Origin of the sequence: Ensifer oleiphilus (assembly GCF_013371465.1) — a bacterium.
Classification (GTDB): Bacteria; Pseudomonadota; Alphaproteobacteria; order Rhizobiales; family Rhizobiaceae; genus Ensifer; species Ensifer oleiphilus.
Genome location: NZ_JABWDU010000002.1, coordinates 350,876 through 369,087 on the forward strand (window position 1 = coordinate 350,876; position 18,212 = coordinate 369,087).

General features: G+C 62.2%; 16 protein-coding genes. 7 read left to right on the top strand and 9 right to left on the bottom strand.

The annotated features are described in order from the left end of the window. Nucleotides 1-65: 65 nt before the first annotated feature. Nucleotides 66-596: a dihydrofolate reductase family protein gene (locus tag HT585_RS08390; RefSeq protein WP_176352487.1), complete on the bottom strand. Its 531-nt coding sequence runs from the start codon at nucleotides 594-596 to the stop codon at nucleotides 66-68. A gap of 114 nt (nucleotides 597-710) precedes the next feature. Further along, the gene (locus tag HT585_RS08395) at nucleotides 711-2,168 is read right to left on the bottom strand and encodes a cobyric acid synthase (RefSeq protein ID WP_176352488.1); all 1,458 of its coding nucleotides are present in this window, start codon (nucleotides 2,166-2,168) and stop codon (nucleotides 711-713) included. A 250-nt stretch (nucleotides 2,169-2,418) separates the two neighbouring features. Between HT585_RS08395 and HT585_RS08400 the strand changes: the two genes are divergently transcribed. From HT585_RS08400 to HT585_RS08415, 4 genes are all read left to right on the top strand, one after another. Beyond that, complete coding sequence (locus HT585_RS08400) at nucleotides 2,419-2,562, top strand: hypothetical protein (protein ID WP_107027614.1); 144 nt, start codon at nucleotides 2,419-2,421, stop codon at nucleotides 2,560-2,562. Nucleotides 2,563-3,433: 871 nt separating this feature from the next. Beyond that, entirely contained in the window at nucleotides 3,434-4,432 is a 999-nt protein-coding gene (locus HT585_RS08405) for an ABC transporter substrate-binding protein (protein ID WP_176352489.1), read from the top strand. A 274-nt stretch (nucleotides 4,433-4,706) separates the two neighbouring features. Then, nucleotides 4,707-5,618: an ABC transporter permease gene (locus tag HT585_RS08410; protein WP_176352490.1), complete on the top strand. Its 912-nt coding sequence runs from the start codon at nucleotides 4,707-4,709 to the stop codon at nucleotides 5,616-5,618. Beyond that, nucleotides 5,611-6,657: a quaternary amine ABC transporter ATP-binding protein gene (locus tag HT585_RS08415; protein ID WP_176352491.1), complete on the top strand. Its 1,047-nt coding sequence runs from the start codon at nucleotides 5,611-5,613 to the stop codon at nucleotides 6,655-6,657. The genes HT585_RS08410 and HT585_RS08415 overlap by 8 nt, the downstream gene beginning before the upstream one ends. Before the next feature lie 193 nt (nucleotides 6,658-6,850). Here the strand turns inward: HT585_RS08415 and HT585_RS08420 are convergent, their stop codons facing one another. Further along, nucleotides 6,851-7,717 carry a D-alanyl-D-alanine carboxypeptidase family protein gene (locus HT585_RS08420; protein ID WP_176352492.1) on the bottom strand — a complete coding sequence of 289 codons (867 nt, stop codon included), beginning with the start codon at nucleotides 7,715-7,717 and terminating at the stop codon, nucleotides 6,851-6,853. Between the two features lie 502 nt (nucleotides 7,718-8,219). Between HT585_RS08420 and HT585_RS08425 the strand changes: the two genes are divergently transcribed. After that, nucleotides 8,220-9,509: an O-antigen ligase family protein gene (locus tag HT585_RS08425; protein ID WP_176352493.1), complete on the top strand. Its 1,290-nt coding sequence runs from the start codon at nucleotides 8,220-8,222 to the stop codon at nucleotides 9,507-9,509. Between the two features lie 83 nt (nucleotides 9,510-9,592). Beyond that, nucleotides 9,593-10,609 carry a betaine--homocysteine S-methyltransferase gene (gene bmt / locus HT585_RS08430; protein WP_176352494.1) on the top strand — a complete coding sequence of 339 codons (1,017 nt, stop codon included), beginning with the start codon at nucleotides 9,593-9,595 and terminating at the stop codon, nucleotides 10,607-10,609. Nucleotides 10,610-10,843: 234 nt separating this feature from the next. Here the strand turns inward: bmt and HT585_RS08435 are convergent, their stop codons facing one another. Both HT585_RS08435 and HT585_RS08440 read right to left on the bottom strand, forming a co-directional pair. Continuing rightward, entirely contained in the window at nucleotides 10,844-11,998 is a 1,155-nt protein-coding gene (locus HT585_RS08435; protein WP_176352495.1) for an aminotransferase class I/II-fold pyridoxal phosphate-dependent enzyme, read from the bottom strand. Nucleotides 11,999-12,058: 60 nt separating this feature from the next. Next, complete coding sequence (locus HT585_RS08440; RefSeq protein WP_176352496.1) at nucleotides 12,059-12,694, bottom strand: helix-turn-helix transcriptional regulator; 636 nt, start codon at nucleotides 12,692-12,694, stop codon at nucleotides 12,059-12,061. A 134-nt stretch (nucleotides 12,695-12,828) separates the two neighbouring features. Between HT585_RS08440 and HT585_RS08445 the strand changes: the two genes are divergently transcribed. After that, nucleotides 12,829-13,176, top strand: a complete 348-nt coding sequence (locus tag HT585_RS08445) for a hypothetical protein (RefSeq protein ID WP_173420290.1) — start codon at nucleotides 12,829-12,831, stop codon at nucleotides 13,174-13,176. Nucleotides 13,177-13,407: 231 nt separating this feature from the next. Here the strand turns inward: HT585_RS08445 and HT585_RS08450 are convergent, their stop codons facing one another. The 4 genes from HT585_RS08450 to HT585_RS08465 form a co-directional block, all read right to left on the bottom strand. Beyond that, entirely contained in the window at nucleotides 13,408-15,555 is a 2,148-nt protein-coding gene (locus HT585_RS08450; protein ID WP_210270356.1) for a vWA domain-containing protein, read from the bottom strand. A 2-nt stretch (nucleotides 15,556-15,557) separates the two neighbouring features. Continuing rightward, the gene (locus HT585_RS08455; RefSeq protein ID WP_176352498.1) at nucleotides 15,558-16,085 is read right to left on the bottom strand and encodes an RNA polymerase sigma factor; all 528 of its coding nucleotides are present in this window, start codon (nucleotides 16,083-16,085) and stop codon (nucleotides 15,558-15,560) included. A gap of 93 nt (nucleotides 16,086-16,178) precedes the next feature. Continuing rightward, nucleotides 16,179-16,928 (bottom strand): phosphodiester glycosidase family protein, encoded by a 750-nt coding sequence (locus tag HT585_RS08460; RefSeq protein WP_176352499.1) that lies wholly within the window; start codon nucleotides 16,926-16,928, stop codon nucleotides 16,179-16,181. A gap of 602 nt (nucleotides 16,929-17,530) precedes the next feature. Continuing rightward, complete coding sequence (locus HT585_RS08465; protein WP_176352500.1) at nucleotides 17,531-18,082, bottom strand: hypothetical protein; 552 nt, start codon at nucleotides 18,080-18,082, stop codon at nucleotides 17,531-17,533. Nucleotides 18,083-18,212: the final 130 nt, after the last annotated feature.

Consider the following 18,212-nt stretch of genomic DNA (forward strand, 5'->3'; position numbering starts at 1 on the left):
TGCTGAGAAAATCGACCCAGACCGGACCCGACGCGCCGGCACAGTGTAGCTGGCGAGACGCGCGATCAAGCGGGAACGTATGTCAACCTGATGACGTCCTCGCCGACGTGGTCGGTGGAAACGAGGCGGAGTGGTGGCCGCGGGCCGGCGAAGAATGGCTTGCCGCGACCAAGCACGACGGGGTGGAAGTAGAGCCGATACTCGTCGATAAGACCAAGCTCGGTCAGGGTCCTTGCCAGGTCTGGGCCGGAAACGGCAATCTCGCCAACGAGCCGAGCCTTCAGGCCACCGACCACCGCTTCGATGTCATCTCCGACAAGTGTTGCGTTGGGGCCGACCGACGTCAACGAGCGCGACACGATCCACTTCGGCTGGCGCCGCCACGCGGCCGCGAACGCCTGTTGCTCCGCACTCCACTCAGGACGGTCTTCGTCCCAGTAACGCATGATCTCGTACATGCGTCGACCGTACACACTGCCGGTCAGGTCGCGCACGTGCTCTATCCAGTGACGAAAGAGCGTGGGGTCAGGCGCAAACTCCTGGTGGTCGACGTAGCCATCCAGGGACTGGTTCATTCCAAACACAAGCTTCGCCATGCTGCACAACCTCCGGCAGGGTCCTCAGAATAGCGTGACGCGACACGACACAAAAGTGAGGTTGGGCATAAACTGCACGCCGCCCTACCGGAGCGACGAGCAAGCAAACAACCGCTACCGCCCCAGAACCCCATCGAGCCAACGCCTGTCGAGCACGGCTTCAAGCTCACCCGCGACATCGTCGAGCGCCGCATCCACCGACTGGCGGTAGTTCGTCACTCCACCTTGGATACCGAAACTCTTCAGAAGAGCGGCGCGATAGGCGTCACTTGCGAACAGTCCATGCAGGTAGGTGCCCATCACCCGGCCGTCGGCAGACAGCGCACCATCCGGGCGGTTGTCGATGCGGACCGCAGGGCGGTCGCAGTCTGCCCCTGTCGTGCGGCCGAGATGGATCTCGTAGCCTTCCAGCGCAACGTCGTGTTCCAGCGACCAGGCGCGGCTGTTGCGAAGCGTCTTTTCCGGCGCCATCTCGGTTTCGACGTCGAGCAGCCCGAGCCCGGCGATCTCGCGTTCGCTGCCCTCGATGCCAAGCGGATCGGTGACGCGCGCACCGAGCATCTGGTAGCCACCGCAGATGCCGATGACGCGGCCGCCGCGTCGCACGTGGTGCTTGAGATCCTGGTCCCACCCCTGTGCCCTGAAATCCTTGAGGTCGCCAATCGTCGATTTCGAGCCGGGAATAACGACCAGCCCGGCATCGATTGGAATCGGGCTTCCCGGCTTGACGAAGACAAGATCGACATCCGGCTCGGCCGCGAGCGGATCGAGATCGTCGAAATTGGCGATGCGCGACAGAACCGGCACGGCGATCTTGAGCGCCCGCCCCCCGCCGCGCGCCAGCTTTTCAAGGACGACTGAATCCTCTGCCGGCAACCGCCCGGCAGCCTTCAGCCATGGCACGACACCAAAGCAGGGCCAGCCGGTGTAGCGACCGACCGCGGCAATGCCATCGTCGAACAGCGTGACGTCGCCGCGGAACTTGTTGATCATATAGCCGGTGACCATGCGCCGGTCCTCTTCGGGCAGGATTGCGTGGGTGCCGACCAGCGAGGCGATGACGCCGCCACGGTCGATATCCCCGACCAGCACGACGGGCACATCGGCGCGCGTCGCAAATCCCATATTGGCGATGTCGCCGGCCCTCAGGTTGATCTCGGCAGGCGATCCCGCCCCCTCGACCACGACGAGATCGGCGCCGGCTGAAATCTGCTCGAAGCTTTCCATCACCGCGCCAAGCAACTTCGGCTTCAGCGCCTGATACTCCCGGCCCTTCGCCTGCCCCGCGACCTTGCCCTGCACGACGATCTGGCTGCCGACATCCGACTGCGGCTTCAACAGAACCGGGTTCATGTGCACCGAGGACGGCACGCGGGCGGCCAGCGCCTGCAGCCATTGCGCCCGGCCGATTTCGCCGCCGTCATCGGACACGGCGGCGTTGTTCGACATATTCTGCGGCTTGAACGGCCTGACCTTCAACCCGCGATTGGAGGCGAGCCGGCAGAGGCCTGCCACCAATACCGATTTTCCGACATCCGAGCCGGTTCCCTGCAGCATGATCTTGCGTGTCATGGCGCCACCGGTAACACCGATTTGACCATCGGCAAAGCCCTGCTTTGACACGATTTCGCCGCAATTGCGGCGCGTCGATAACGGTCTGTTTCGGTCGCTTATCAAGCTTGTCGAGTTTCTCTCCGAAACTAGCGTAAATGCGACATCTTGTGACGAGTTTGGTATTCAATTTCGCGGGGCGCGAGCCTATATCAGCGCCACCGAAACACACCCGGATAACAACACGTCCGGCCTCTCAAGGTCCATGTCCATGCTGTACATCTTCAGCAAACCGAATTTCGTTCAGATCGCCTGGAATTCCAAGGCACCCGTCAGCCAGTCGCGCGTTCGCAACGTCGTGCTGGATGCTCCCTTTGGACCGCTTGGCTTCATCCGCACGTCCAACGTCGGCTGACATCCGCTGCCCGTTGATCGGGCGCGCTTTTGGCAATGGCTTTGCATTCCAGCAGCTAACGCCTCCTCCTCCAGCCGTCTCCCCCGTGGAGACGGTTTTTTTTGGCCGAGTGACCGGGAAATCCGAAGCTCCTGGTTGGCGCGTGTCGATATCACAAGACCGCGACGCACCTTCGCGCGACATGCCCGAAAAAGCGAAAACCGCATCGACCTCTTATCGAGGGATGCGGCTTCCAAAAAACGCTGGTCACTCCGGAAAAACACACCGAAGGTTCGCTCAAACCCGGGACGCACTACCTTGATCCGGGTCGGCGGCCGTTTCCCGCCGCGCAACAACAATTAGCCGGACATCGTTACCGGATGGTTATTGAGGATTTAACGAAAGATGAATCGCGGCTTTTTTTGAACTTTTTTCGCGACATCGGCAGAAAATACCGGTGACGCATTCGCGACAGGAAAAGTCCTGATTGCAACAGATCGAAAATGGGCATCGCGGCGACCGCTATATTTTGCGGCACTAATTGTCGCAAATGCTTAAATTTGGGACCACCGCAGCCGAAAAAATCCCCTTTTATCATGTCGCAGACAGACGCCGCCGGTATCCGGACCCGGCCGTTTTCCGATTCAAGAGGTTGATTTCCCAACGAGAATACTTAGGCTTGCAACACGGTATAGAGGAGATCCGGCCGGCGACAGGGTTCCGCGGCAAGGACACAAACAATTCCCATGACCGCCGCAGCGGGGGCTACCCTTGGCTTGTCTTTTGCCGAACCCCAGGCTGCTCATTTGGTTCGGGTGAACGGGATGCGAGGGCGTCCCCACGATACCCGTTTGATCGTTGGCTGCAGTTAAAGACTGGGAGGTCTTGCAACATGAAGAAACTCCTCGCTTCCACCATCCTCGCCGCGGGCCTGTATGCCTTGGCGGGTTCCGCGCAAGCCGCGGAATGCGGAGAAGTCAGCATTGCCGAGATGAACTGGGCGTCGGCGGGCGTTGCCGCTCACGTGGACAAGTTCATTCTGGAAAACGGCTACGGTTGCACCGTGACGCTGGTCACCGGCGACACCATGCCGACCTTTGCCTCCATGAACGAAAAGGCCCAGCCGGATATGGCGCCGGAACTGTGGGTCAACGCCGTCCGCACGCCGCTCGACGCGGCCATCAAGGAAGGCCGGCTGATCGAAGCTGCGAAGATCTTGAGCGAAGGCGGCGTCGAAGGCTGGTGGATCCCGAAATTCCTCGCCGATGCCCACCCCGACATCAAGACCGTGCAGGACGCCTTGAAACACCCTGAGCTTTTCCCGGCGCCGGAAGACGCCTCGAAGGCCGCCGTGCACAATTGCCCGTCGGGCTGGAACTGCCAGGTCTCGACCGCCAACCTCTACAAGGCAATCGAGGCTGAAAAGCTCGGCTTCCAGCTGGTCGACACCGGCTCGGCCGCCGGCCTCGACGGCTCGATCGCCAATGCTTTCGCCAAGAAGACCGGCTGGCTCGGATATTACTGGGCACCGACCGCCATTCTCGGCAAATACGAGATGACCCGCCTCTCCTTCGGCGTCGACCACGACAAGAAGGAATGGGACGCCTGCTCGGCCGTACCCGATTGCCCGAGCCCGAAGGTCAACTCCTACCCGGTCTCCGACGTCTTCACGGTCGTGACCAAGTCCTTCGCCGACAAGGCCGGCGTTGCCATGGACTACGTCAAGGCGCGCAAATGGGACAACGGCACCGTCAACAAGGTTCTTGCCTGGATGGATGAGAACCAGGGCACGAACGAGGATGCCGCAAAGCATTTCCTCGAAGAGTTCCCCGACATGTGGACCCAGTGGGTCGCACCCGATGTTGCCGAAAAGGTAAAGGCTGCGCTCTGATTTCAGCTGATGCTGCAGGCGCCCGCGTGAAAAGCGGTCGCCTGTATCGGCGCCTCCGCCATCGGGCAAGGTCACCGGCATGGCGCTCGATGCTCCCGACGACGAACGGGAGCCGTTCGCGTCGCATTCAGGTAAGCGGGCGTCACGTTCCGCTGTCACATTCCTCACGCCGGGACCCGAAGAGGTCACCAGCTAAGTCTGCGCAAGGATCGGCAATGACAGGCCCAAAGACGCAGTCGGCGTCATAAGACTTCCGGCCAAGAAGGGGAAAAATATGGCATCCATCTGCAGTGTCTTGCCAGCGTTGCTTTGCAAGTTCCCTGCCATTGACGACGGAACGATCCGGCTCGCCCGCAAGACCATCGACGATGGCTTCAAGGGTTTCGTCCGCTCCTATGGCGACGCCATCGACACGGTGGTGCAGCCGCTCCAATGGTTTTTGAACTATCTCGAAGGCGCGTTCGTGGCGTCGCCCTGGATCCTCGTGCTGATCGTCATGGTGGCCGTGGTCTATTACGGCAGCCGCAACATCAACATCACCATCGGAACGGCGCTGTCGATGATCGCCATCGGCCTCGTCGGCCTGTGGAACGACACGATGATCACGCTCGCAATGGTCACCGTCTGCACACTGATTTCTATCCTGATCGGCATTCCGATCGGCATTCTGATGGCCCGTTCCGATCGGGTGCAGTCGATCGTCAATCCGGTGCTCGACGTGATGCAGACGATGCCGAGCTTCGTCTACCTCATCCCGGTGGTCATGATTTTCGGCATCGGCAAGGTTCCGGGCCTGATCGCCGTCGTTATCTACGCCGTGCCGCCGATGATCAGGCTCACCAATCTCGGCATTCGCCTCGTCGACCAGGAGGTGCTGGAAGCCGCCGACGCCTTCGGCTCGTCCGCCTGGCAGAAGCTGAAGAACGTGCAGATGCCGCTGGCGCTGCCCACGATCATGGCCGGCATCAACCAGACCATCATGATGTCGCTGGCGATGGTCGTCGTCGCATCGATGATCGGCGTCGGCGGTCTCGGCAAGAATGTACTGCAGGCGATCGCCAACCAGTTTTTCACCGTCGGTTTCCTCAACGGCTTCGCCCTTGTCGGTATCGCCATCATTTTCGACCGTACCAGCCAGGCCTTCGGCAGGCGGCTGCAGAAGCATTCGGAGGTTATCCATGGCTAGTCACGCGATCGAGGTGAAGAACCTCTACAAGATCTTCGGCCCCAACGGCGGCGACTATGTCGATGCGGTCAAGCGGGGCCTCGGCAAAGCTGAACTCAACGAGAAGCACGGCCACGTGCTCGGCCTGCAGGACATCAACATCTCGATGCCGGCCGGCGGCGTGATGGTGGTCATGGGGCTTTCGGGCTCCGGCAAGTCGACACTGATCCGCCACATCAACCGGCTGATCGACCCGACGGCAGGCGAAGTGCTCTATGACGGCGTCGACGTCTGCAAGATGAGCGACAACGACCTGCGCGAATTTCGCCGCCACAAGACGGCGATGGTGTTCCAGAAATTCGCGCTGCTGCCGCACCGTACCGTTCTCGACAACACCGTCTATGGCCTGGAGATCCAGGGCGTCGGCAAGGCGGAAAGCGAAAAGCGCGCGCGCGGCTGGATCGACCGCGTCGGCCTGCAGGGCTTCGAGAACCACTACCCGAACCAGCTGTCCGGCGGCATGCAGCAGCGCGTGGGCCTCGCCCGGGCGCTCACCAACGACGCCGACATTCTCCTGATGGACGAAGCCTATTCGGCGCTCGATCCGCTGATCCGCGTCGACATGCAGACCGTGCTTCTCGATCTGCAGAAGGAATTGAAGAAGACCGTGGTGTTCATCACCCACGATCTCGACGAGGCGCTGAGGCTCGGTGACAAGATCGCCATCCTGCGCGACGGCCGTGTGGTACAGCAGGGAACGGGCCAGCAGATCGTGCTGTCACCCGCCGACGACTACATCACCGCTTTCGTCAAGGAAGTGAACCGCGGCCGCGTCATCAATGTCGAGACGATCATGCGGCCGCTTTCGGGCAATCCGGAAGGTATGCCGCTGGAGATGGGCATGGTGCTCGAATCCGCGGCGCGCGCCATGACCGGCGCCCACGTCAACTCGGCCCATGTGGTCGACGCGAACGGCCGCCCGATCGGCGCGCTCGACCTGCCGACGATCATCTCGGCGATGGTGACGCCCACCAGCCATGAGGACAAGAGAGCCGCTTAAGGCAGGTCCGCAATAGAGATCATGGGCGCCCGGCATTTTCTCCGAAAGGAACGTGCCGCGGCGCCCATCCTGTTTCGGCTCTCGGCGCCATCGCTCGATATGCGAGGCCGCTTGGGGGGAAGTACTGTACTTACCCGTCGGGCGCAGGCCTATGTCAGCCTCGCAATGATAGAGAGCGACGTGTCGCCGGCCCTTAGTTGGTCTTCGTCGTTTCGGCTGCGGCCGGCTCTACGGTGCTTGCGGACGAGAGCGAATCCTTCGTGGCAGGGAAATACTTGTCGAGCAGGCCGATCATCTGGTTGTCACGCTTCTCAGCGGTCTCGCCGCCCATGACGACGCCGACGAGGCGCTTGCCGTCGCGGGTTGCCGAGGTGACCAGGTTATAGCCCGACGCCTTTGTGTAACCGGTCTTGATACCGTCGGAACCCTCATAGCGGTTCATCACGCCGTTGTGGCCGCGAAGCTTCATGCCCCTGAACTCGATCCTGCGGTTCGAAAACAGCGCAAACTCTTCCGGGAAATCACGCATGAGCGAAATGCCGAGCGTCGCCATGTCACGCGCCGTCGTCACCTGCTCCGGATCGGGCAGACCATTGGCGTTCTTGAACACGGTGCGGGTCATGCCGAGCTGGTGTGCCTTCTCGGTCATCACCTTGGCGAACGCCGTTTCCGTACCGGCCAGCTGCTCGCCGATAGCAATGGATGCATCATTGGCCGACAGCACGATCATGCCCATCACGGCTTCGCGCACAGACACGGTACGCCCGACGCCGACGGCCAGCTTGAAGGGCTCTTTGCTGTTGGCATTTTCCGACATGGTCAACCGCTGGTCCCAGGTCAGCCTGCCGTCGCGAAGTGCTTCGAATGCCAGATAGATCGTCATCATCTTGGTCAAGGACGCGGGGTAGTTCAGCTCGTCGGCATTTTCGGCCTCAAGGACCGTGCCCGTCTGCGCGTCCAGAACGAAATGGGCCTTTCCGGCGAAAGCGGAGGACGCACCGCCAAGCAGCAGACCGAGTGATACCGCGGCCGACGCGAGTGTCCGGAGTGTAAAATGCATGATGTTCTTCTCGTTTGAGGCTATCGATCAGCGCGCGAAATTCGCGGGCAGGCTGGCGACTACATAAGTGCGCCCTTTTACAGGGATCGCCAGCTGGCCGCAATCGCCTATGGGCTGCGGCTTTTCGTCGTGAACACCCGCCCAGATTCAGCCACAATGGCTTCCCTCGACGATGGGCTTGCGCCTGAGATCGAACCTTTCTGGCCATGCGCCAGCACCGTGCCTCCATCGGCAGCGACTTTGCCAAGGCAAGGCAAAAAGAGGTCGGCACCGCGATATGGTCCCGGAATGAGGCGATGCCTCGTTTCACTCGACCTTAACCCAATTGCGCCATGTTGACGGCAAGTCTTGGGCCCGCTCGGCGCGGCTGCGGACATAGACTGCAAAACAGAAGGTGGCGCCCTGTTGGCGGCGTCCTTGCCCCAGCAATCCCGGCGCCCCCATGCAAGTGACCCCTGCCACGGCAAACTCTCCCTCACGACGGCACCCGGTGCCGGCGGGGTTGAGCGACGACGCGGGGCTCGCACAGCTGACCCGGCATCTGGCGTCGCTCCTGTCCGGCTTCGGGCTTTTTCTCATGGTCTTCACGCTCATGCCCTTTCAGGGTGCCGTGGAGACCGACCCGAATGCCGCCAACGACGGCAACATCATCAACCAGGTCGGCTACATCGTGCTCGGCGCAGTCTACCTCTTTGCGATGTTGCTCGTGGTCGACAAGCGGGTGCTGGCACGGCTCGTCTCGCCGGTCTGGGTGGCGATCTTCGCCATCGCCTACTTCTCGTGCCTGCAGTCCTACGATCCGGTAGCATCGGCCCGTGGCCTGACGCTCAGCCTCGTGGCGATGATCATGGTGGCGGGCGTGCTGGTTTTGCCGCGCAGCGAGGAGGATTTCGTTCATGCCGGCGCAAATGCCATCCTGCTGCTCATCCTCATCGACTATGCGGCACTCGTCGTGGCGCCGGACCTCGCCATTCATTCGGCCGCCGGCGGCGAGCCCTGGCATGCGGGCTTCTGGCGCGGGCATCTCCTGCACAAGAACGTCTCGGCGCCTGTCTTTTCCATCCTGTGCATATTCGGCATCTATTGCCTGCGCTCGGGTGCGCCGCTGCGCGGCTGGGCGATCACGCTGCTTGCCGCCAATTTCGTGCTGCACACCGGCTCGAAGACGACCATCGGCTTCCTGCCGATCGCCATCGGCCTGGTTCTTGCCGGTCGCGCGGTGCGCAGCCCCGGGCTGATGATCCTCGCTCATCTCGTCATGTCCGTGCTGGTCTTCGGGCTCACGCTTGGTACCATCTATTCCGACACCTTGCTCTCAGCGACCAAGGCGATCATCGACGACGCCACCTTCACCGGTCGCGACGACATCTGGAAGTTCGCGAGCGCCAGCATCGCCGAGCGCCCCTTGTTCGGCCAGGGCTACGCCAGTTTCTGGCTGTCGCCGGTCATCATGGGCATGGAAGCGAATTTCGAAGCGAGCTGGGACGTGCGCGGCATCGTCACCGGCCACAACAGCTACCTCGACGCGGCCCTCACATTCGGCCTGCCGGGCGGCATCGCGATCAGCCTGCTTCTCTTCGTCAAACCGCTTTTCGACTACATCCGCGCCTCGCGCCGCCCGGAGGGACGCGCATTTGCCGATTTCTGCGTGATGGTCGTCATCTTCATGACCTATAACGCCATGCTCGAAAGCTTCTTCCTCAACCGCGCCGACCCGATGTGGCTGTTGACTGCGCTCGCGATCTTCGGCCTCGGTCTTGCCGGCCGCATGGGGATGCGCCACCAACAATAGTCGCCGGTCGACCGCACGGAAGCTTGCAAAGACATAAAGATATCTTTATATCTCATTGCATTCATTCTAGCCGGGAAAAGCCGATGACCCTTGCCGCCAACGTTCTGTCCGATCTCATCGCCGAAAAGGGCGTCCTTCTTGCCGACGGCGCCACCGGGACGTCGCTGTTTGCGATGGGCCTCGAAGCTGGCGAGGCACCTGAGATCTGGAACGAGACCCGGCCGGAGAACATCACCAAGCTGCACCAGGACTTCGTCGATGCCGGCGCCGACATCATCCTGACCAATTCCTTCGGCGGCACCCGCCACCGCCTGAAACTTCACCACGCCCAGGATCGTGTCCACGACCTCAACAGGCGCGCAGCCGAGATCGCCCGCGCCGTCGCCGACAAGGCGCCGCGCAAGGTCATCACCGCAGGCTCGGTTGGCCCGACCGGCGAACTGTTGATACCGCTCGGCGCTCTGTCCTATGAGGATGCGGTCGCGGCCTTCGTCGAACAGATCGAAGGCCTCAAGGCCGGCGGTGCCGAAGTTGCCTGGATCGAGACCATGTCCTCGCCCGACGAGATCCGTGCCGCCGCCGAAGCCGCCGCCAAGGTCGGCCTGCCCTATGTCTATACCGGCTCGTTCGACACCGCCGGCAAGACCATGATGGGCCTGCACCCCAAGGACATCCACGATGTCGTCAAGGATCTGGGCGAAGGCCCGGTCGCCGTCGGCGCCAACTGCGGCGTCGGCGCGTCCGACATCCTCTCCTCACTGCTCGACATGACCGCGGCAAACCCCGAAGCGACAGTGATCGTCAAGGGCAATTGCGGCATTCCCGAATTCCGCGGCTCCGAGATCCACTATTCCGGCACACCGCCGCTGATGGCCGAATATGCACGGCTGGCAGCAGACGCCGGCGCCCGGATCATCGGCGGCTGCTGCGGCACCACCTGCGGCCACCTCGCCGCCATGCGCGTGGCCCTCGACGAGCATTCGCTGCGCGAGCGCCCATCGCTCGACATCATCATCGAAAGGATCGGTCCGTTGCGCAACAAGACCGCCAACGAAGGCCCGTCGGCACCGGCTCGCGAGCGGCGCAGCCGCCGCGGATAATCGCGCCCAAGATCGACAAGACAAACGCTCCGGCATCATCCGATCCGGAGCGTTTTTCGTTTGTGGTATCCTGACCGAATGCGTGCAAGCGCTTGTTCGGGAGCAAGGCCTGTCATCTGCCAGCGGTATCGTCGGTCGACATCGGCACTTCGCGCTCGGTCACTCCGTCGTCTTCAGCCGCACCGAAAGCGGTCATGGTGATGCACTGTCGATGCCTGATGGCGCCCGCGGAACTCAGGCGCTTCGTTTCACCGCACCACCAGCATGGAGATGTTCGCGCCAGGCCCCGAGCCCGACCTCGATCTTCTTGCGACCGAAGCCGACACGAAAACGATCCGGGGCCACGGGCAACAGGTCGGACACGAACAGGCTTGATGGCAGCAGCAGGACGCCCGCCTCCTCCACCAGACGACGGCAATGCGTTTCGACGCCATCGGACCCAAGATAGCGGGCGAAACCGACGCAGCCACCATCCGGGTCCCGCCATTCGTAAAGGTCGGGGAATTCGGCAAAGAAGGCACCAAGCTTTTGAAGGTTTTCGGTGCAAAGCGCGCGGTTGCGGTCAAGCAGACGCTCGCGCGCCTTGAGCGCGATGGTCGCAAGCACCTCTGAGGGCCGCGAATTGCAGATCGACAGGTAGTGCTTCATTTTCTCCATGCGCTCGAGCAGGTGATGATCGCGGCAGGCGATCCAGCCGATGCGCAGGCCCGGCAGGCCATAGGCCTTGGACATGACGTTGAGCGAAATGCCGCGCTCGAACAGTTCGGCCGCTTGCGGCAATCTCAGCACCGGGTCGCGCTCCAGCCCGCGATAGACCTCGTCGCTGAAAAGGTGGATGCCGCGTTCGGCGCAGAGTTCGGCGAGCGCCTTGAATGTCTGATGATCGGCGATCGAGCCGGTCGGGTTGTTGGGGAAGTTGACGGCGATCAGTTTTGTATTCGGCTTCAGGGCGGCGCGCACGTCGGCGATATCGAGGCGCCAGTTGTTTTCGGGGCGCAGCGGCACGCCGGTGACCGAGGCCGCGATCGTGACCGGGAGCGTCTCCATCGACTGGTAGTTGGGCACAGTTACAATGGCATGGTCCCCAGGACCGAGCAGCGCCATCATGGCGCAGTAAAGCCCCTCCTCCGCCCCGGCAAAGCAGAGGATATCCGCAGCCGAAAGCCCCTGATAGGTCGAAGCAATCGCTGAGCGCAACGCCGGCGCGCCATAGGTCTCGGTATAGCGGAGCGTCAGCTTGTCCCAGGCCTCCCGGTCCGTATCGTCGGCCAGCGCCAGCAATTCGCCCATGCCGATGGTTTCGGCATCGCTGGCGGTCATATGGTGGCGCGCCTTGAACTCCCAGCGGGAGAAATGCGTTTCGAGGCGGAAGTCTGGCAATGTGGTCATATCGGGGTCCTCCAGTCGCTCCCGTCCCGCTGACGGGCGACATGATTGTCTTCGTCGTGGTCAGGAAGCGTCGCTGCGGGCAGCCGTGAGATAGTTGTAGATCGATGCCCGCGAGGTGCCGATCAGGCTGGCAAGGTGGTCGACGGCGTTGCGGGTCTTGAACAGGCCGCGCTCTTCGAGAGCCGCCACAAGAGCGACGCGATCCGTCCGCTTCAGCGCGGAGAGCGCGACCCCCCGCTCCTTCAGCCAGTCATGCAGCGAGGCATTGATCTCCTCGCGCCAGTCGCGCGAAAACAGCGCCTGCGGCCGCGGCTGCGCGGCACCGGCAAAGGCGGAAAGCAGCTTCACGGCGTTGTCGATCATCGAAACGTCGAGATTGATGCAAAGCAGACCCGCCGCGTCACCCTTGGCATCTCGCAGCACCGCCGAGACCGACTTGATGCGCCGGCCGTCGGCACCGGTCTTTTCGTAAGGCCCAAGCACGCTCTCCGTACCGGAAACTGTGCCGAACTCTTCCTCGATCAGCGAGTCCTCGCCAACGGCACGCCCCGAGGAAGCGTTCCAGATGGCAGCGACGGTTCCGCTCTTGAGGTCATGCAACACGACCTCGGCATGCGGATAAAGCAAGGCGCTGATGGCCGCGCCAGAAGGCGCGTACATGGCAATGTCGAAGGCGATGGCGGGTTCTATGTTCATGCGACAGGCATGATCGATTCTAGACTTTTTGTCAATTCTAGACATTACGTTCAATTCAAATATTCACCAATGCTTGCGCACGCGGCCCGCCTGTCCTATCCCGAGGGAGACGAGATTCGCCTGGAGAGACTGACATGAATGCCGGACCCGCTTCCTTTCCCGACAGGGACACCGTTGCCGACAAGCTTTCGGCATTTGGCGAGGCGGACCAGGCCTTTGTGCGTTTGTTGATGGAGAATCCCGAGCAGGACGATCGGCTGCTGGATGGCCTTTACCGCTATCTCGATATCGCCTCCGAAGCCCGTTTTCTCAATACGCTGAAGCTCGACAAACTCGGACAGTGGCTCGGCAACGAGGCGCCCGCACGGCTGCAGATGCGCCTGATGGAGGCCGCCCGCGCGAGCCAGCACCCGGCCTATCAGGCTTTCAAGACGGGGCTGACAAAATCCGGTGGCCTGGAGCGCGCGTTTCCGAAGGTTTGAAGATTTGCACTCTGTGAGGCGGAATACCCCCTCACCCTAGCCCTCTCCCCGCTTGCGGGGAGAGGGAACGTGCCACGCGAAGGGTCTCGGCCTGCGCTACCCCAATGTAGGAGCGAAATCACCGCCCCGGATCCCTTCTCCCCGCAAGCGGGGAGAAGGTGGCGGCAGCCGTATGAGGGGCTGCAGCTCCGAACGTCTAGATCGACGCAGCAGCACCGACGTTACGCCGCCTCAATTGGCTGAGCTGCCACCGCCGGAAAGCCCTTTGGTCAGCCGAACCAGATTGACGAACTCGCTGCGGTAGCCGAACGAATCCGCCCCCTTGGCCGCTGCCGCCAGATCGATGACGGCGTCATAGGAATAATCCGAGACCGCCGTCACGCCCGAGAGCTTCTGCCCGAAGGCCGCCACCGCCACGGAGAAGCGCACGTCGTTCGGCGCATCGGCGAGCGACGGCACGGCATTGGCCTCGCTCACCGGCGCGGTGATCAGTTCGCTCCTGTCGCCATCCGGCTTCTTGTAGCGGATCTTGAGGAAGGCGAGTTCGCCAGCATTCGCCGTCACATCCCCGGCCGGCTTTTCCCCCGCCTTGTAGCGCAGGTCGTCGTTCAGCACCGCCGGACTTCCCTTCGGCGTCACCTCGTAGATCGCCGTGACGCTGGGGCCCGAGCCTATGTCGCCCGCATCGACCTTGTCATTGTTGAAGTCTTCCCGTCTCAGCGCCCGGGTCTCGTAGCCGATCAACCGGTATTCGGCGATTGCTGCGGGATTGAACTCCACCTGCAGCTTGACGTCCTTGGCGATCGGGAAGAGCGACGAGCCCGCCTCCTCCACCAACGTCTTCTGGGCCTCGGCCAGCGTATCGATATAGGCGGCCGTGCCATTGCCGTTCTGGGCGATCGTCTGCATCAGCGCGTCGTTGTAGTTGCCGCGGCCGAAGCCAAGCACCGACAGGAAGATGCCGCTCTTGCGATTTGCCTCGATCATCTGCTTGAGCTCGTCATCGCTGGCCGGACCGACATTGAAGTCGCCATCGGTCGCAAGCATGACGCGGTTGACGCCGCCCTTGACGAAGGCCTTTTCCGCCAGCCGGTAGGCCGCGTCGATCCCTTCCGCCCCGGCGGTCGAGCCGCCCGGCTGCAGCGTGTCGATGGCTGAAAGAATCTTCGCCTTGTCCTTGACCGCTGTCGGCTCCAGCACCGTGCCCGCGTTGCCCGCATAGGTGACGATCGACACCGTATCCTCGGGCTTCAGCTTCTCGACAAGCAGCCTAAAGGCGCCCTTCAGCAGCGGCAGCTTGTCCGGTTCGTCCATCGAACCGGAAACGTCGATCAGGAACACCAGGTTCGCCCTCGGCGCCTCTGCCGGCACCACGTCATAGCCCTTGATCGCCACATGCATCAGCCGCGTTCCGCCATTCCACGGCGTCGGCATCACCGTCACCGTCGCCTTGAAGGGTTCCGCGGCACTCGCCGGGCGCGGCCAGTCGTAGGGGAAGTAGTTGACCATCTCCTCCACGCGCACGGCATCGCGATCCGGCATCTGGCCCTCCATCAGCGAGCGACGCACGAAGGCGTAAGAAGCCGTGTCGACATCGACCGAGAAGGTCGAAACCGGATCGGTAGCGACGCTCTTCACCGGGTTGCTGTCGGCCTTTTGGAAGCGTTCACGGTTTTCCTGCGCAGCGGGCTGGATCTCCTGCGCAATGACGGGTGCCGGCAGGTAGGTCATCCGCCCTTGCGCGCCGCCTTCTGCCGAAAGCGGTGCGGCACTGTCGCTCATCAACTGGTTGGCCAGGACATCCGCTTCGGCCTCGGCGGCGGGTGCCGGGCTCGCGGCTTGCGGTGCGGATTGAACCTCAACCGTTTTCTGTTCACGGGCTCGGGCAAGTGACCTGGCGGCGTCCGACGCGTTGGCTGTTGCCTGTGCCTTGGCCTCGGTGTCTGCCGGCTCTGGAGATCCGGGGACCTCCAGCTTTTTCGCCGTGGCGAGAGTTTCGTCCGCAGACGTTGTCGTCGAGGACGGCTTCTGCAGAGGCGATGCCTTCGGCTTTGGCGCCTCCTTCACAGCAATCTCCGTGCCGATATCGCCCGGCAATGTCGTGTTTCGTGTCAGTTCCAGCGTCAGGAAGGCGGCGGCGGGCACGACCAGCAGCGTGGCGAGTGCCGATCCGGCAAGCAGTTTCCTGTTCATGATGGGGCTCCATATCCGGTTGAAGATGGAGCTTTGACGAACCGGCGGCACCGATCCTTGGGTGCCGGTCAAACTTTCTTGCGTTTCGTCGAAGGCCTGCATGGCAGCAGCCAGCGCACGGGCGCGCGCCTCGTTCGAGGACTTGGGTGCAGTCCGTCCGGAGAGCTTGTCGAATTCGTCGGTCATGATCACACGGCCTCCTTGCCAAGCACTGTCTTCAGCCGCTTGCGCGCCTCGTGCACATGCCAGGACACGGTCGCTTCCGAGCATCCGAGCACGTCGGCGGCGGCGGCATGGCTCATCCCCTCGGCATAGACGAGCAGCACCGCGTCGCATTGTTTTTCCGGCAGTGCACGCACCGCCGTCCAGAGCGCCTCCTGGCGCTCGTCCTCACTCGCCTCGCCGCCGCCGAGAACCGCCTGCTCGCTGGCATAGGCGAGCATCCTGTTGCTGTCGCGCATCTGGCGTCGCTTGTGGTCGCGTGCGGCGTTGAGGGTCAGCGTGTAGAGCCAGGTGCGAAACCGGCTGGTGCCGCGAAAGCCGCGGATAGCAGAGCCCAGCCGCACGCAGACGTCCTGGGCAATGTCTTCCGCATCCGCCGCATTGCCCGACCAGCGCCAGGCGACAGCATGGACAAAATCATAATGCCGCTCGACCAATTGGCCGAACGCCCGTCTGTCTCCAGACACCGCTTTCTCGACGAGTTCAGCATCCAATGGTGTGCCCGCTCCCACCTGTTTCAGACCTTAGACGTTGCAGGACGACAATTCCTTGGGTCGGCGACGAAAAATGTTGGCATGTGAAAAAAGCTAACGCGGGAATTTCCCGACGACGGCGATCATCGGGCCCATCGGGAACAACCGGTCATGTCGGTTGATGTCGGGTGCGTAAAGGCTGGAGATCGTGCCGTCGAGAAAGAGCGCGTTTTGGCAATCGAGCTCGTCGCGGAAAAGCGTCGCGAAGTCGTGAAACCGCACCGGACGTTTCGAGACGGCGAACACCACCTCGCCCGTTGCCGTCACCCCGACGCCGTTGCGGGTCTTCAGGCTGGTGCTGTCGGGCAGGAAACGCGGATGTAGCGCGCCGTCGATCACCAACATCGGGCCCGACTGGGTGGCAAACCGCGGCTGGATCTTGGCATCGCGATAGGCCTCTGCCGCCATCACGCCGGCCTTGCCGTCATCGACGTAGAAGACGCCGTTCGGCAGCAAATGGAAATTGCCCCAGCCGGTATTGGTGTTGAGCGGCGCCTGCTCGCGCCCCTCCTCGATGTGCAGGCCCACCGGCGACAGGTCGTCGTGGTACATGCCGCCGTTCATGGCAAACAGCATGTATTCGTCGCGGTGGCGCAGCTCCAGCGACAAGGCTCGGAACGAGCGGAAGGGAACGCCCGCCTGATCCTTGTTGTAGAGGCGGATGTCATTCGCAGCCGGGTCGACGGTGCAGGCGATATAGTCCTGCCCGAGATGGCTGACGTCGCGGCAGGCACCGAGCGCCGGGCCGGCAAGGCCAGCGGAGAGAACGGCACCGACGAGAAATGGTTTTGGGAAAAGCGGCATGAAAAACACCCAATGGAATCAGTCGTCCAGCATCATCGAGATTGCGGCGGTTCTGGCGCAGGCGCGAGAAAAATGCTCGTAGAGGTCAGCGACCTACGCTGCCTCGCCAAAGCTGCATCAGGAACTTTTCCTCCCCGCTAAGTGGTATATCCTCAACGCATGATGACTTCTCCGTGTCCCGTCTACCTTTTCCGAAGCGCAGGTTTCGCCCAGTCCGGCAACACGGTAATCAGCGTTGCGCCGCTGGAATGCGTCGTCGCCGTTTACGGTAGCGGAGGCGTCATTGGCGAAGCTGGCCTGGCTTCTGCCTTTGGTGGGGCGGCGGTCTTCAAGAACGATGCATCTGGGGACTGCTTTGTCGGGGTATGGGGAAGCCGCAACGCCGCGCGCTTTCGCAGCGCACTTCGGGGACACATGCAAATTGCTGTCCACAAGGAGGCTCCGGACGCTCGGCTTTCGTTCTGGGGAACGGAGAAAGAGCGCCCTAAAAGGCCTGCGCGCAAATGAACGGCAACTAGCCCGCGGACGTTCCGACGCTGAATCCCTATGCAACGCACAGCGGATGAAGTGTTGAGGATGTTGACGGCAATGTGGTGCTGCACTCAACTGCCGGCAAGAATTCCTGCAAGGCCGGCGAGCACAAAACAGCCGGCCGCCGCCGCAAGGCCGAAAAGTACCGCCAGACAGGCAAGGCCGCCAATGCCGCGGCGCAGGTAGGAGTTGGGATCGCCGGACAGGATCTCGCTCGAAAGCCTGGTCAGCAAGCGCTTCTCCTGCAGCGTGAAGCGCAGGTTGCTGGCGTGCTTGCGAGCCACCCGCTGCACTTCGCCGTAATTGTTGGCGATGGCAAAGAAGGTGAGCAGCAGTCCGACGCAGCTGACGACAAGCGCCGCCTTGCGCAGAAAATCAATTGCCTCCGGCAACAGATTGGCACCCACTACGGAGCGGTCGAACAGCCCGTCGAAGCCGCCGATGCAGGCAGCGATCACGGCGGCGTGGGCGGCAGCGATCGCCAGGAGACGCTTGTAGGCCTCGTCGAGAAGCTGCGAATTGGCGGCGTGGATGCTGTCCAGACGCGAGACCTGCGCATCGACCTCCTCCCGCGACAATCGCGGGGGAAAGTTGCTTGCCGATACCAATGGGCTGCGCGTCATGAGATGGTCTCCAATGCCACACCGTCCAAATCGGTATAAATTCGGAAATTTTACGTTTCCGGAAAACCTCGAATTTTAGTCACTTCCCACATTTGCACGCGGTTCTTTCCACAGGCTGGTTGCAGTGGAC